The sequence below is a fragment of the Bradyrhizobium sp. MI1.7 genome, assembly GCF_055811795.1.
The window spans coordinates 201965-215091 of record NZ_JBVVPO010000001.1 but is presented as its reverse complement, the minus strand read 5'-3'; the positions used below and the strand labels follow the sequence as shown (position 1 = coordinate 215091).

General features: G+C 64.7%; 9 protein-coding genes. 5 read left to right on the top strand and 4 right to left on the bottom strand.

The window, feature by feature from the left end; genetic code table 11:
* Positions 1–46: 46 nt before the first annotated feature.
* Positions 47–2419, bottom strand: coding sequence for a xanthine dehydrogenase family protein molybdopterin-binding subunit (locus AC0L3X_RS01070; protein WP_063983802.1), 2373 nt, complete (start codon positions 2417–2419; stop codon positions 47–49).
* A 212-nt stretch (positions 2420–2631) separates the two neighbouring features.
* Between AC0L3X_RS01070 and AC0L3X_RS01065 the strand changes: the two genes are divergently transcribed.
* The 3 genes from AC0L3X_RS01065 to AC0L3X_RS01055 all read left to right on the top strand — a co-directional run bounded on the left by AC0L3X_RS01065 (position 2632) and on the right by AC0L3X_RS01055 (position 6372).
* Entirely contained in the window at positions 2632–3705 is a 1074-nt protein-coding gene (locus tag AC0L3X_RS01065; protein ID WP_063983801.1) for a Ppx/GppA phosphatase family protein, read from the top strand.
* Position 3706: 1 nt separating this feature from the next.
* Entirely contained in the window at positions 3707–4399 is a 693-nt protein-coding gene (locus AC0L3X_RS01060; RefSeq protein WP_063983800.1) for an RlmE family RNA methyltransferase, read from the top strand.
* A 116-nt stretch (positions 4400–4515) separates the two neighbouring features.
* On the top strand, positions 4516–6372 hold the full coding sequence (locus AC0L3X_RS01055; RefSeq protein WP_231144628.1) for a hypothetical protein: 1857 nt from the start codon (positions 4516–4518) through the stop codon (positions 6370–6372).
* 1 nt (position 6373) lies between these two features.
* Here AC0L3X_RS01055 and AC0L3X_RS01050 read toward each other — a convergent pair whose 3' ends face one another.
* From AC0L3X_RS01050 to AC0L3X_RS01040, 3 genes are all read right to left on the bottom strand, one after another.
* On the bottom strand, positions 6374–7228 hold the full coding sequence (locus tag AC0L3X_RS01050) for a TorF family putative porin (protein ID WP_063983798.1): 855 nt from the start codon (positions 7226–7228) through the stop codon (positions 6374–6376).
* A gap of 83 nt (positions 7229–7311) precedes the next feature.
* Positions 7312–8094: a VIT1/CCC1 transporter family protein gene (locus AC0L3X_RS01045; RefSeq protein ID WP_187387729.1), complete on the bottom strand. Its 783-nt coding sequence runs from the start codon at positions 8092–8094 to the stop codon at positions 7312–7314.
* Between the two features lie 178 nt (positions 8095–8272).
* The gene (locus AC0L3X_RS01040; RefSeq protein ID WP_063983797.1) at positions 8273–9763 is read right to left on the bottom strand and encodes an MFS transporter; all 1491 of its coding nucleotides are present in this window, start codon (positions 9761–9763) and stop codon (positions 8273–8275) included.
* Positions 9764–10232: 469 nt separating this feature from the next.
* On the opposite strand from AC0L3X_RS01040, the gene guaB reads away from it, so the two are divergent.
* Positions 10233–11726, top strand: coding sequence for an IMP dehydrogenase (gene guaB / locus AC0L3X_RS01035; RefSeq protein WP_063983796.1), 1494 nt, complete (start codon positions 10233–10235; stop codon positions 11724–11726).
* A 225-nt stretch (positions 11727–11951) separates the two neighbouring features.
* On the top strand, positions 11952–12974 hold the full coding sequence (locus AC0L3X_RS01030; protein WP_063983795.1) for an NADP-dependent oxidoreductase: 1023 nt from the start codon (positions 11952–11954) through the stop codon (positions 12972–12974).
* The last annotated feature ends 153 nt before the right edge of the window (positions 12975–13127 follow it).

The following is a 13127-nucleotide window of genomic DNA, read 5'->3' as shown; positions in this document are numbered from 1 at the left end:
GAATGCCGGTCGAACCCCCGGCGTTGTCACGATCGCGGAACTCCCCCTACGCCGCGTTGCCCTTCGCATCCTGGATGGCGCGCCACACCCGCTCCGGGGTCAGCGGCATGTCGATGTGCTTGATGCCGTAGTCGGAGAGGGCGTCGAGCACCGCGTTCACCACCGTCGACAGGCTGCCGGCGCAGCCGGCTTCGCCGCAACCCTTGCTGCCGAGCGGATTGGTCGTGGCCGGCACCGGATGATCGCCGACCGTCATGTTCGGAACGTCCTCGGCGCGCGGCAGCGCGTAGTCCATCAGCGAGCCCGTGATCGGCTGGCCGCTCTCGTCGTAGCGGACGTGCTCCATCAGCGCCTGGCCAATGCCCTGGACGACGCCGCCATGAAGCTGGCCCGCGACCAGCAGCGGGTTGATCACCGTGCCGAAATCGTTGACCGCGCTGTAGCGCACGATCTGCACCACGCCGGTATCAGGGTCGATCTCGACCTCGGCGACGTGGCAGCCGTTCGGGAACGCCGAGGGCACCGGTTCGCTGGTATGGTCGACGTCGAGGCTGTCAGGCACGCCGTCCGGCACCTTGCCGTCATGCAGCTTCCTGGCGAGCTCCATGATGTCGATGCTGCGGTCGGTGCCGGCGATGGTGAAGCTGCCGTCGGCGAACTCGATGTCGGCCTCGGAGGCTTCCAGCATATGCGCCGCGGCGCGCTTGCCCTTCTCGATCACGAGCTTGGCGGCGCCCACGATGGCCATGCCGCTCGCCGTGATGGAGCGCGAACCGCCGGTGCCGTTGCCGGTGTGGACGATGTCGCTGTCGCCTTGCTCCAGCTTCACGCTGTCGAACGGCACCCCTAATTGCGCGCACAGCACCTGCGCGAATGCGGACGCGTGGCCCTGGCCGTAATCGAGTGTGCCGGTGATGAGCTGTACCGAGCCATCGGGATCGAACACGATCTTGCCGAGTTCGGGGCTCGGCGGCGCGGTGACCTCGAGATAGGAGCCGACGGCGATGCCGCGCAGCTTGCCGATCTTCTTGCTCTCTTTCTTGCGCTTGGCGAAGTTCTCGTGGTCGGAGATTTCGAGCGCCTTGTTGAACACCGCCTGGAAGTCGCCGCTGTCATAGGTGACGCCGGAGGAGGCCGGGAACGGCATCTGGTTCGGCTTGATGAAGTTGCGCTTGCGCAAGGTCAGCCGGTTGATGCCCATCTCGTCGGCGGCTCGGTCGATCAGCCGCTCCATGTAGTAGTTCGCCTCGGGCCGGCCGGCGCCGCGATAGGCGCCCATCAGCGTGGTGTTGGTGAGCACCGTCTTGATGTCGACGGCCATCAGCGGCGTGCGGTAGACGCTGGAAAAGTTCTTTCCGGTGTTGAGCGAGAGCGGCCCCGGCGCGACGCCGGTGATGTAGGCACCGAGATTGCCATAGCCTTCAAGCTTTGCCGCGAGGAAGTGCCCTTCGGCGTCGAGCGCCAGCTCGGCATGGATTTTCTGCGCACGGCCGTGGCTGTCGGAGAGGAAGCTGGTGGAGCGTTCGTCCAACCATTTCACCGGGCGGCCAAGCTCCTTGGCCGCGTACAGGATGCACATGTATTCGGGGTAATTGACGTTCTTCATGCCGAAGGAGCCGCCGACATTGGCGGTGAGGACCCGCACCTTCTCGTTCGGCACCTTCAGGTTCTTGGCGAGGTTGGCGCGGTTGCCCGCAACGCCCTGCGTCGGCATCTGGATGGTGTAGCGCTCGGTCTTCTTGTCGTAGGAGGCGAGCCCCACGCGCGGCTCCATCGAGACGACGGCGACGCGGGTGTTCTCGATGTCGACCTTGGTGACGTGGGCGGCACTGGCGAAGGCCGCGTTCACCTTGTCCATGTCGCCATAGTGGTAGTCGAGTGCGACATTGTTCGGGATGTGGTCATAGAGCAGCGGCGCACCGGGCCTGGCGGCTTCCTCGGGATCGGTCACCGCCGGCAGCGGCTCGATATCGAGCTCGACGGCTTCGGCGGCGTCGCGCGCCTGCGCCAGCGTGTCGGCGACCACGAAGGCGACGGGATCGCCGACGAAACGGACCTTGTCGGTCGCCAGCGGTTGCCGGTTGGTCTGGAGCAGGGGGGAGCCGTCGCGGCTCTTCAGCGGCAGGCCGCAGGTGAAGGGGCCGTATCCGGCGGCATCGAGGTCCTTGCCGGTCCACACCCCCAGCACGCCGGGCATCGCCCTGGCGGCGTCGGTGCCGATGCCGCGAATGAGCCCATGGGCATGGGTGGAGCGGACGACCACGGCATGGGCCTGGCCGGGCAGGTTGAAATCGTCGGTGTAGCGGCCCTTGCCGCGCACCAGCGTATCGTCTTCCTTGCGGCGGACCGGCTGCCCGACGCCGTATTTTTGCAGTGCAATAGCGTTTTCGAGCGTGGACGATTTGGTGTGTTCTTGCATGGAATTGACCTGAAAAGCCGGCAATCGCGCGTTTTGGGGGGCGCCTGGAGGACCGGACCCTCCAAAAATAACCCACGGTCCCGTTCACGACAACGCACGAATGGGCATGGTCCCATGTGATGCGTTGTTGCGCAGGCTTGCCGCGCTGCTAATGTTTCAGGCGAAAAAGCAATTCCAGATCGGCCCCATCGGGCCGCGGAAAGACAATTTGTATGAATGACCACACGCGGCTCCGCGACGGCCATGCGCCGCACGGTGGGCTGGATGGGTCGATGGCGGCGGTGGCGTTGGCCCCCGAACCGGCCGTCGTCGCGCAAGCGCCGGGAACCGGCGTCTATGCGGCGCTGGACCTCGGCACCAACAATTGCAGGCTCCTGATCGCTTGTCCGACCAGCGACGGCTTTCGCGTGGTCGATTCCTTCTCGCGCATCATCCGGCTCGGAGAGGGCGTCTCGGCGACCGGCTGCATCAGCGAGGCCGCGATCGAGCGCGCCGTCGCCGCGCTCAGCATCTGCCGCGACAAGATCAATTTGCGCAAAGCCAAGCGGCTGCGGCTGATCGCGACCGAAGCCTGCCGGGCCGCCTCGAATGCGGAAGGTTTCCGCAGCCGCGTCGCGGCCGAGACCGGCATCGACCTCGAGGTGATCGACCGCGAGACCGAGGCCTCGCTCGCCGTGCTCGGCTGCGCGCCGCTGGTCGACCCCAGGGGCCGGGGCGCGATCCTGTTCGACATCGGCGGCGGCTCGACCGAGCTGGTGCGGATCGAACGCGATCCGCAAAATCAGGAGCCGCGCATCAAAGCCTGGATGTCGATCCCGCTGGGCGTCGTGACGCTGGCCGAGCAGTTCGGCGGCCGCGACGTCACGCCGGAAATCTATGCCGCGATGGAGCAAGAGGTCGCCAACCACGTCGCACCGTTCGCCGAAGCGCACGGCGGCGATCTCGCCGACATGCACCTGCTCGGCACCTCGGGCACGGTGACGACGCTCGCCGGCATCCATCTCAACCTCGCGCGCTACGACCGCCGCCGCATCGACAGCATCTGGATGAACGATTCCGACATCACCGCGACCATCAGCAAGCTGCTCGGCATGAGCTACGAGGAACGCGCCAACAACAGCTGCATCAGCGTCGAGCGCGCCGATCTCGTGCTGGCCGGCTGCGCCATCCTCGATGCTATCAGGCGCGCCTTTCCGCTGCCGCGCCTGCGCGTCGCCGACCGGGGCCTGCGCGAAGGCATGCTGGTCGAGATGATGCGCGAGGACGGCGCACTCAGGAGCTGGTGAGATGGCCAAGGACACCACCGGCCGCTTGCACGTCCAGGTCAAGACCGGCGGCAAGCGCAAATTGTCGTCGAAGCTGTGGCTGGAGCGGCAGCTCAACGATCCCTATGTCGTCAAGGCGAAGGCGCTCGGCTATCGTTCGCGTGCCGCGTTCAAGCTGCTCGAGATCGACGACAAATACCGCCTGCTGAAACACGGCATGGCGGTGGTCGATCTCGGCGCTGCGCCGGGCGGCTGGAGCCAGATCGCCGCCAAGCGCGTCGGCTCGGTCGACGGCAAGGGCAAGGTGGTCGCGATCGACCTGTTGGACATGCCCGAGATTGCCGGCGTCGACTTCGCGCAGCTCGACTTCATGGACAACGACGCACCCGCGAAGCTCACTGCGATGCTCGGGGGCGGCGCCGACATCGTGATGTCCGACATGGCCGCCAACACCACCGGCCACCGCAAGACCGACCAGCTCCGCATCGTCGGCCTGATCGAAACGGCGGCCGCGTTCGCCTGCGACGTGCTGAAACCGGGCGGGGCATTCCTGGCCAAGACGTTCCAGAGCGGCGCCGACGCCGATCTGCTGGCCCAGCTCAAGCGCGATTTTGCGACAGTGCGGCATGTGAAGCCCGCGGCCAGCAGACAGGATTCCTCCGAGCGCTATGTGCTGGCGACGGGGTTTCGTGGCGGGCAGCCGGACCCGGGCTGACGTGTCACGCTCACATGAGCATGACATTCACATCGATAACATCTTGAGCTGATAGATCCATCATCTGCAATTTCAGCGGGTGAGATCAATCCATGCCGTGCCTTCATCGACAACGCTTGCGCGTTTGCAAGCATCGCCTGTCCCTTGCCTCGGTCTCCTTTCTGGCGTTGGCGTCGCTCGGCTTTGCTTCGGCGACGACGTCGCGTGCAGGGACGTCGATCACGGTCAGCACCCAGAGGCCTTACAATATCGGCCTCAGCGGCAACGACGATCTCGGTGATCTCAAGAAGATCTACCAGAGCGCGAACAGCCCGTCCGAGCAGGCTCTCGACCAGTTCAACCAGATCATCACCGATACCGGCATGAAGCGGACGCGCCTGCTGCTCAGCGATGTCTATTGCGATGTCGATCAGACCGGCGATGTGTTCGGGTACACGCAGGACGGCGTTTTCCATCCGGGCGACTGCCAGCCTCTCGCCTGGCATCTTGAGTGGGCCCTGGGTCGCGGGCTCTCGCCTCACGTGGCGGTCGCGGCCTTCATGCCGCCGCGCCTGGTGCAATACGGACCTGGCGAGAGTTGGAATCGGAACGGGCCGGCTCCGGCACTTTTCCAGAAATACGCCAACGCTCTCGTGCGATATATCGCGAAGAAATCGTTCGACGGCGGGGCGTCATCCGTCATCTTCGAGGTCAGCAACGAGGCCGATATCGCCGATTCAGCCCCGGAGAACTGGAGCGACACCAATCCATCCGCCTACAGGCTCAAGCCATTGGGGTCATGGGGCCGTTGGCTGTGGTGGATGGATCCGGCCAAGTATGTCCTCAACCAGTGGACCCCGCTGCAGACCCACGTGATGTCCAAGGCCGAAGATCCGACCTTGTCGTACCCCTACGGGCTCGATGCGCGCCGTCTGCCCAGGCAGCTCTTGCCGGTTCAGAAGGTCTTCTCGCAGGCGATCGTGAACATCAGAAACGAACTCGCCGCCAACCAGAGTTATAACGGCAAGACGCTGGAAATGGCCGGGCCGGCCCTGGTCGGACTGAGCTTCAACTATTATCCGGCGGAGAATCTTCCGACGCTGGAGGAAGTCTTCCTCGACCAGACCTTCAATCCGCTGGCAGACACTTACTTGGCAAAATTCAACGCGCGGCTCGATCGTTTTTCGTTCCACTATTACGGCTCGACAGACGGCACCGGCGGTTTCGCGTTCTTCGACAATCTGGTCGACAAGGCCAAGGCCAAGCTGGACGCCTTGAAGAAGAACAATGCCAACATGCCCGACGTTAAACTGTTCCTGTCGGAATGGGGCCCTACGGCCTATGAGGCGACTGACGTCAATTATTCGCACAAGGGGGCGGCGTGGACGGCGGCGTTCCTGTCCGAAGCCGTGAAAAAGAAGATATCAATGGGGTCGTACCTCATTATCGGCGACGGCCAGGGGGATCCGAACATCACACCTTTCCTCGGCCAGGCCAGCCTGCTGCACAAGGTGCCGCACGGCGACAAGCCGGCCGACTACTACCCGAAGCCGGTCGCGAACCTCTTCAAGATGTACAACAAGATGTCAGGCCAGCGGGTGCAGGCTGCGCTCACCGGCGGGGCGGGCTCCCACCTCAACGCGTTCGCGACCTGGGATGGCGCTAACTCGACCGCGAACATCATGGTCTACAACTATGATCCGACACGTGTCTTCGGCAACAACATTTCGACCGAGACGCCGGAGGGGATTTCGCTTGAGGTCGACAACCTGCCGTTCAGCGACGGCTCGACCGTGACGATTGAGCGCTACCTGATCGATGCGAATACCAGCAACCTGGCGAAGTTCTATTCCGATCCGACCCACCCCGATCCCAACCTGCAGAGGATATTGCTGCAGCGAACGATCCATAGCGGAAAGCTCGTCCTGACGGGCGACGCGCTCGGGCTGGGTGTCGTGCTCTACCGCATATTGCCGCCGACGGTGGTTCCCTAAGTTAGTTGAACGCAAACCAGACCTTGGCGACGAACGTCGCGCCGCACCAGTTCGAGGCCAGGCCGTCCGGGTTGGTGATCGGATTGACACGGCCGCCCGGCCGCGCATTTGGATCGCCTGTAAAGACGAAGCAGTTTTCCTTCGACAGATTGGTGTCATAGTAGCGCAGATCGAGGTTGAGCGCCTTGTGCGTGAACGTCACGCCGGCCTGCCAGTTGAGATAGGCAGGCAGCGGGAAGCCGCCGAGTTGCGGGGTCTGGTTGCCAAACCAGGAATAGCCGGCGGCGGTGGTGAACGACACGGTCAGGTTCTTCAGCAGAAACCGCTCCGGCACGTCGAAGCCGACTCCGGCCGCCACATATTGGCTCCAGGCGCCGGTGTTCGAGACGTTCGGAGAATAGGCGTAACCGCCGGCGACGCGGATCTGATCGCCGATGCGTCGATCGCCGCGGACCACGATCTCCCAATAATTGATGCCGTTGGTCTCGCCAGGAAGTCTTTCACCGGGATAGGCGAAATAGGTCGCCCCAAGATCAAAATCGATCGTGGCAATCTGCGGGCGCATGCCGGCGGCAAAGGTGAGTTCGGCGGCCGGTTGGGTCGGCAGCTTGACGGTGGCGACCGTTGTGCCGGCGTAGAGCGGGCCCCATCTCGTCTCGAAGGCGGCGCCAGCCGCGGGGCCATGATCGGACAGCGTGGTCCCGCGATAGATGTAGTCGGATGCAAGCCCCGCGCGAGCGCTGAACTCGAACTCGTCGGCAGGCGTTGCGTGGGTGGTGTCGGCCGCCGACCAACCGCGGTTGCCGAGGCCGAGCGCCCCGGCCGAGGATTGGGCCAGCGCCAAACCGCCGGTCATGGGTGCAAGCCACAATCCGGCCAGCGCGGCAAATAAGGCGCCGCTTGCACCCCGAAACGATGTTTCGTGTCGCCGCAAGTCGATCATCCTCCCAGAGCGACCGCGATGCCAACCAGCGTACTACCGACAGCCACCATCGCAAGTCCCGCCACCGAAGGCCGCAGCCCGCTACGAACCCCGAACACGTAACCGCAACAGAACAGCATCACGATGGCGACGGCGTAGGAGACGCGCAGCGCTAGTCTGGCGTCGCTCAGGAACAGGAACGGGATGACCACCGGGAAGGTCGACAGGAAGCTCAGCAGGCAAAGGCCGAGCGCGCCGATCCAGTCGCGCTTCGTCAGCCCTGGACCGGGAGCCGGCTCAGGCAATTGTTGCAGCCGTTTCCGCATCGATTCCAACTGCTCTACGGGCAGCATGGCCGACAATTCCGGCGGCAGCGCGTCGGCAATGACGCGGCGCGCTGCTTCGGGATCCGGCGCCTTCCGTATCGCGCGGAGGGTCAGAACCTTGTCTCCCCGGTCATTGATGCGCGCCAGCAGATAAAGACCGCCGTCAACGATGCCCCATGCGAGATTGCAGCCGAGTGCGCCGATCAGCATTGTTTGAATATTGATATTGGTCCCGGTCGCGACACCAAGCGAGCAGATGAAGGTAAGGGCCATGATCAGCCCGAACAAAGTCTCCGAGATCCGTTCCATCGGATCAAGTATGCTCCCGAACGGAGTATCCGGTCCCAATAAAGCCATGGCTTGGTCTTCGATCACCGTTTGCTGACGATCATGGCTGCGCACGCGGGCGAATGCATCGTCTCGGCTCCTGGGCCAAGCCCGACCCACGCCCGAGCAGGTGTCATCGAGGCTCATGTCCGGCATTCGCTCTTTGAGTTATGTCAACGCGCCCGGGCATGAGTGAACTGGGCCGACGCGCCGCGCGGCGGCCGCTTGTGCCCCGCCAGTCCAACGAAGACGATTTTTGGCCGTAGCTGCCGAGGCGGTCCGATCTTGCGGGTTGCCCCGTCGCCGAATTTGACTTCGTCGCGCTTTACCCCAGCCTTTGATCCCGCACGTCCTGCGTATCCTCCGTCGCCGTCTTGACGGCGGCGGTCGCGGCGCTCTTTGCGGCCCCCTTGCGGCTGGCGATCTCCACCGCCGTGCGGCCGGAGATCTCGTGGCCGGCATCGGCGGGCATCTGCCAGAAGAACCAGCTCGACGCCGCCGAGGTCAGCGCGATCACGAGGAAGGCCGGCGCGAACACGGTGGCGTCGATCTCGCTGACATGGTTGAACCACATCGTCGTTTCCACGCAGGCCGCGCCGACCGCGACGCCGGCGGAGACCGCGAGCTGCTGGTTGACGCTGACCAGCGTGGTGGCGCGGCTCATCTGCGCGGTCTCGACGTCGGCATAGGCCACCGTGTTGATCGCGGTGAACTCCAGCGAGCGGAAGAAGCCGCCGACCACCAGGATCACCAAGATGATGAGCAGCGGCGTCGTCACCGTGAACAGCGCGCAGACGCCGAGGAAGAACGCGCTGACGACCGCGTTCACCGTCATCAAGTTGCGGAAGCCGAAGGTGCGGATGATGCGCGCGGCCAGCGTCTTCATGCCCATGGCGCCGAGCGAGGAGCCGAAGGTGACGAGGCCGGAATGGAAGGGCGACAGCCCGAAGCCGATCTGCATCAGCAGCGGAAGCAGGAACGGTAGCGCGCCGATGCCGAGCCGGAACATGAAGCCGCCGAAAACGGCCGCGCGCAGCGTCGGCAGCTTCAGCAGCGAAAAATCCAGCACCGGCGAACCCGTCCGCCGCGCGTGCAGGACATACAGCGTCATCGAGATCGCTCCGCCCACGACCAGGGCCGCGACCGTGCTCCAGGGCAGAAGGTTGAGCCCGGCGACGGAAAGACCGAAGGCGATGCCGGCGAGGCCGACGCCCGCGAGCACCATGCCGTAGAGATCGAACGGTTCCCGCGTCTCGCTCTTGATGGGATCGATGAAGCGCAAGGCCATGAAGATGCCGAGCAGCCCGATCGGAATGTTGATCAGGAAGATCCAGTGCCATGACGCATAGGTCGTGATGAAGCCGCCGAGCGGCGGGCCGATCACGGGACCGATGAGGGCAGGGACCGTCACCCAGGCCATGGCGTTGACCAGCGCGCTCTTGTCGACCGAGCGCAGCAGCACCAGGCGTCCGACCGGCGTCATCATCGCCCCGCCCATGCCCTGAAGGATGCGCGCGAATACGAAATCGGTGACGGAGGTCGAGAGTGCGCAGCCGATCGAGCCGACCATGAACACGCCGACCGCGATCGCGAACACCATGCGCGCGCCGAACCGGTCCGCAGTCCAGCCGCTCGCCGGGATGAACACCGCGAGCGACAGCAGATAGGAGGTGATGGCAAGCTTGAGCGTCAGCGGGCTCGTGCCGATGTCGGCCGCGATCGCGGGCAGCGAGGTGGCGATCACCGTCGAATCCATGTTCTCCATGAAGAGAGCGGTGGCCACGATCAGCGGGATGACGCGTTGCTTGTCGACCATGACGGATTGGTAATGAAAATCAGAAGGAAAGGTGGACTTGCGGCTTATCACCGCCGCTTGGCGGGGACCATTGCGGATCAACGCATAGCACCTAAATCCTGCGTAACAACGGTGTGACCCTCGACGGCGGGTGCGCGCGCTCCCGCGTCATTCCGGGGCGCGCCCCTTGGCGGGCCCGGAATCCATCGGGCCCCAGAGACCGCTGCGGGATGGATTCCGGGCTCGCGACTTCGTCGCGCCGGGGAATGACGAGGGGGGCCGCCACCCGGCCATCCACGCCGAATTTACTTAAAAAGCCTGTGCATGGCTGGCCGGCGGTCCGATTTGCTTTGATTCGTCGCGTGGCCGTGCTATCGACCCGCGTCAACCCCACCGATGGGCTCCGATTCTCCGGCGATGCCGCAAGGCACGCTGAGGGCGGCGCTCATCCATAGCTATTTGCGGCAGGGCCGCAGGAAGGAGTTGGCAGATGGCCACGGTGCAACTTCAAGGCATTCGCGAAGCCTTTACGTTCGACGACGTGCTGTTGAAGCCGGGCCTGTCGGACGTCATGCCGGGCGAGGTCGACATCCGCTCCCGCGTCACCCGCGCCATTCCGCTCAACATCCCGATCATGGCCTCCGCCATGGACACGGTCACTGAAGCCCGCATGGCGATCGCCATGGCGCAGGCCGGCGGCCTCGGCGTCATCCACCGCAATTTCGATCCCGAGGGGCAGGCCGCCCAGGTCCGGCAGGTCAAGCGCTACGAGTCGGGCATGGTGGTGAACCCGCTCACCATCAGCCCCGAGGCCACGCTCGACGATGCGCTCAAGCTGATGAGCGACCACGGCATCTCCGGCATTCCCGTCGTCACCGGTGCGAGCAAGAATACGCCCGGCAAGCTGGTCGGCATCCTCACCAACCGCGACGTGCGGTTTGCCACCGACCGCCGGCAAAAAGTCTCCGAGCTGATGACGCATGATGGCCTCGTCACGGTCCGCGAGAATGTCAGCCAGGACGAGGCGCGGCGGATGCTGCACCAGCATCGCATCGAGAAGCTGCTCGTGGTCGACGAGCAATATCGCTGCGTCGGCCTGATCACCGTGAAGGACATGGAGAAGGCGGTCGCCCATCCGCTCGCCTGCAAGGACGCGCAGGGCCGCCTGCGCGTCGCCGCCGCCACCACCGTCGGCGACACCGGCTTCGAGCGCACCGAACGGCTGATCGATGCCGGCGTCGATCTCGTCGTCGTCGACACCGCGCACGGCCATTCCCGCCACGTGCTGCATGCGGTCAATCGCATCAAGCGCCTGTCCAACTCCGTCCAGGTCGTTGCCGGCAACGTCGCCACCACCGAGGGCGCGCAGGCGCTGATCGATGCGGGCGCGGACTGCATCAAGGTCGGCATCGGCCCGGGCTCGATCTGCACCACGCGCATCGTCGCCGGCGTCGGCGTTCCCCAGCTCACCGCGATCATGGATGCGGTCGAGGCTGCAAAGAAGTCCGACATTCCCGTCATCGCCGACGGCGGCATCAAGTTCTCCGGCGACCTTGCGAAAGCGCTCGCCGCCGGCGCCGACATCGCCATGGTCGGCTCGCTGCTCGCGGGCACCGACGAGACCCCCGGCGAAGTGTTCTTGTGGCAGGGCCGTTCCTACAAGGCCTATCGCGGCATGGGCTCGGTCGGCGCGATGGCGCGCGGCTCGGCCGATCGCTACTTCCAGCAGGACATCAAGGACACGCTCAAGCTCGTGCCTGAGGGCATCGAGGGCCAGGTGCCCTACAAGGGCCCGGTCGGCAACGTCATGCACCAGCTCGCCGGCGGCTTGCGCGCCGCGATGGGCTATGTCGGCGCAAAGGACATGAAGGACCTGCACGAGAAGGCCCAGTTCGTCCGCATCACCGGCGCAGGCCTGCGCGAAAGCCACGTCCACGACGTCACGATCACGCGCGAGAGCCCGAACTATCCGGGCGCGGGTTAGGCGCTCCGCATTCGGCTGCGCGTCGGTTTCGGCGCGCTCGCCTCGATGACGGTGTCATTCCCCGCGGAAGCGGGGAATCCAGTACGCCGCGGCTTCTCGGTTCAATCACAGCCGCCTCTGGAATACTGGATCGCCTGCATTCGCGGGCGATGACAGCGAGTGTTGGGATTTGCTTCATTCCCACGTACCTCCTAAATGACTGCAACAAGTAGTCAGGAGGAAGCCATGTCCCAAGCCAAACGCATCGTTCTCGCCGCGCGTCCCGTCGGTGAACCCAAGCCATCCGATTTTCGTCTGGAGGAATTCGCGATTCCGGCGCCCGGCGCGGGTGAAGTCCTGCTGCGCACGATCTGGCTCTCGCTCGATCCCTATATGCGCGGGCGCATGAGTGACGGTCCGTCCTACGCAGCACCTGTGCCGGTCGGCGGCGTGATGGAGGGCGAGGCGGTCAGCGAGGTCGCGGCCTCCAACAGTCCTGATTTCGCCAAGGGCGACATCGTGCGAGCCCGTACTGGCTGGCAGTCGCACGCGATCTCGAACGGCAAGGGCTTGATCAAGGTCGATCCGAAGCTCGGTCCGATCTCGACCTCCATCGGCGTGCTCGGCATGCCCGGCATGACCGCCTATACGGGCCTGCTCGATATCGGCAAGCCGCGGGAAGGCGAGACCGTCGTCGTCGCCGGTGCCTCCGGTGCGGTCGGCTCGGCCGTCGGCCAGATCGCGAAGATCAAGGGCGCGCGCGCGGTCGGCATCGCCGGCGGCAAGGACAAGTGCGACTACGTGGTGAAGGAGCTCGGCTTTGACGAGTGTCTCGATCATCGTGAAATCGATTTCGCCGCGAAGCTGAAGTTTGCCTGCCCGAAAGGCATCGACGTCTATTTCGAGAATGTCGGCGGCGCCGTCTTCGAGGCGGTGTTCCCGCTGCTCAATCCGTTCGCGCGCGTGCCGGTCTGCGGCCTCATCGCCCACTACAACGACACCGAGGCCAAGCCGCCGAAATGGGCGGCCAGCATGATGCGCGCGACGCTGACCAAGCGGCTCACCTTCCGCGGCTTCATCGTCTCCGACTTCGCCAACCGCCATGGCGACTTCCTGCGCGACATGTCCACCTGGGTCCGTGACGGCAAGGTCAAGTACAAGGAGTTCGTCACCGAGGGCCTGGACAGCGCACCCGGTGCCTTCATGGGGCTCCTGAAGGGCGCCAATTTCGGCAAGCAGCTGGTGCGGGTCGGGCAAGATAAGGCGTAAGGCGTTTTGGGGTCGCGTGAGGAAAACGCGCCAGACTAGACGCTAGAGCCCCGGAACAGGGCTCTAGCTGCAAGGCCTAGTTGCAAAGGCGTCACACCCCGGACATCGATGGTTAACAAAGAGTGACCGATCGGCCACACCTGCCCGCAAAAG

Coding starts and splice junctions, on each gene's coding strand:
- AC0L3X_RS01040 (WP_063983797.1), bottom strand. CDS start 9,763: ATGGTCGACAAGCAACGCGTCATCCCGCTGATCGTGGCCACCGCTCTC.
- AC0L3X_RS01070 (WP_063983802.1), bottom strand. CDS start 2,419: ATGCAAGAACACACCAAATCGTCCACGCTCGAAAACGCTATTGCACTG.
- AC0L3X_RS01030 (WP_063983795.1), top strand. CDS start 11,952: ATGTCCCAAGCCAAACGCATCGTTCTCGCCGCGCGTCCCGTCGGTGAA.
- AC0L3X_RS01045 (WP_187387729.1), bottom strand. CDS start 8,094: ATGAGCCTCGATGACACCTGCTCGGGCGTGGGTCGGGCTTGGCCCAGG.
- AC0L3X_RS01050 (WP_063983798.1), bottom strand. CDS start 7,228: ATGACCGGCGGTTTGGCGCTGGCCCAATCCTCGGCCGGGGCGCTCGGC.
- AC0L3X_RS01060 (WP_063983800.1), top strand. CDS start 3,707: ATGGCCAAGGACACCACCGGCCGCTTGCACGTCCAGGTCAAGACCGGC.
- guaB (WP_063983796.1), top strand. CDS start 10,233: ATGGCCACGGTGCAACTTCAAGGCATTCGCGAAGCCTTTACGTTCGAC.
- AC0L3X_RS01065 (WP_063983801.1), top strand. CDS start 2,632: ATGAATGACCACACGCGGCTCCGCGACGGCCATGCGCCGCACGGTGGG.